Raw genomic sequence first — 1570 nt, forward strand, 5'->3', positions numbered from 1 at the left:
TGACGCTGACAGCCTTGTTTATCACCCTGCAAGCCTCACCCGTGCGCGCAAATCAATTCGCACGGATGCGCATTTGGCCGATGGTGTCGGCGAGGACCTCATGCGCCTGTCGGTCGGGCTCGAAGACGCAGCCGACCTGATTGCGGATCTGCAGCAGGCGCTGGCCGCGGATTGATGCCGAGCGCCACGAACAAGACGATGGGACCTTAACGATGGGACCTTATGAAAATTCAGGACCGCCCATCAGGGCGACCACGCGAAAGCGCGCCGGATCGACGCGGCGCTGGCCCCGCTGATGGAACTCCTCAAGGCATATCGGAGCTTTGGCGTGGTCTATGCACTCGCTGAATTGCTCGACATCTGCCGCGCCAAGCCCTCGCGTCCAGTCATGCTGCTTTCTACCGCGGTGAAGCACCAGATGGCCGACGCACTGGTACGTCTGCGATCAGCGAGCGTGCCGCAAGTCGTGAACTTTGAAATCATCGAAAGGAACAACCATGTATGTCCCGCCGCCTAACGAAGAGCCCAACCGTGAGGTTCTTTTTGATCTGATCCAAAACACCGCACTTGGCGTGTTGATCACCCATGGATCGGGTGGGCTGGACGCCAATCACATCCCCTTCGAACTCGACAGTTCGGCAGGACAATTCGGCGTGCTTCGATGTCACGTCGCGCGCAGCAACCCGGTCTGGCAGGACGTGGCGACCGGCGATGAGGTTCTCGTCGTGTTCCGGGCCGCCGATGCTTACATTTCTCCGCAGTGGTATCCGAGCAAGCACGAGTTCCACAAGCAGGTGCCGACTTGGAACTACCTCGTCGCACATGCACATGGACGCATCACCGTTCACGACGATGAGCGCTTTGTGCGTCGGAACGTGGCGAAACTGACCCACCGGCATGAATCAACCCAGCCCGTCCCATGGAAGATGGGGGATGCGCCAAGAGACTTTATTGATACCTTGGTCAAGGAAATCGTCGGGCTGGAGATCGAGATTACGCGTCTGGTCGGCAAAGCGAAGTTGAGCCAGACGAAGGAGCCGCGCGACATTCGCAATGTCGGCGAAGTGCTTGTCGCGCAGGGCGACATGGGTGTCGGTCCGGCGATGCTGGGGGCCGCAGCCCGCAAGTCCGAACAGAGTTAAAGCCCCCGAGCCGCCAGGTCGCAGCGTATTTCTGTAGCTGCTTCACGGCTGGCGCCGAGACACCAGATAGCCGAGCCAAAGGCGGCTTGCTCACGCAGGCGCAGACCACGCTCTACTGCTCTGGCATGCAGCAAGGATTCGACTCTTGATTCGGCCAGACCAGACCGGGCGTTGTTGCCGAAACTGACGGCAAGCCGTATGCCAGGATAGCTGTGACCCCGTCAGTACCGCCGGCCCCATTGGGTGGTATGAACACGAGGGCCACAGGCCTGACCAACGGAAGAACTTGGGATCTGGGCCGTCGGTCGATGGTTGCATGATGATAGCCGGCGTTGCAGCTAGACAGGGGGGCGAGGCAACCAGCTCCTTGGCGGTATCAAGCAACACATTGGCCCCTGCGATCAGCTGATTTTCCAAAGTGTGTTCTC

At 59.8% G+C, this 1570-nt stretch carries 3 protein-coding genes; all 3 read left to right on the forward strand.

From position 1 onward, the window contains the following. Positions 1-175: PLP-dependent transferase (locus BLS48_RS34580; protein WP_208604721.1), on the forward strand; the 175-nt coding region annotated here is incomplete at its 5' end. Positions 176-295: 120 nt separating this feature from the next. Beyond that, complete coding sequence (locus BLS48_RS34585) at positions 296-517, forward strand: hypothetical protein (protein WP_091586692.1); 222 nt, start codon at positions 296-298, stop codon at positions 515-517. Next, on the forward strand, positions 498-1142 hold the full coding sequence (locus tag BLS48_RS34590; protein ID WP_091586694.1) for an FMN-binding negative transcriptional regulator: 645 nt from the start codon (positions 498-500) through the stop codon (positions 1140-1142). The genes BLS48_RS34585 and BLS48_RS34590 overlap by 20 nt, the downstream gene beginning before the upstream one ends. The last annotated feature ends 428 nt before the right edge of the window (positions 1143-1570 follow it).

Origin of the sequence: Mesorhizobium qingshengii, assembly GCF_900103325.1 — a bacterium.
GTDB lineage: Bacteria > Pseudomonadota > Alphaproteobacteria > Rhizobiales > Rhizobiaceae > Mesorhizobium > Mesorhizobium qingshengii.

Coding starts and splice junctions, on each gene's coding strand:
- BLS48_RS34585 (WP_091586692.1), top strand. CDS start 296: ATGGAACTCCTCAAGGCATATCGGAGCTTTGGCGTGGTCTATGCACTC.
- BLS48_RS34590 (WP_091586694.1), top strand. CDS start 498: ATGTATGTCCCGCCGCCTAACGAAGAGCCCAACCGTGAGGTTCTTTTT.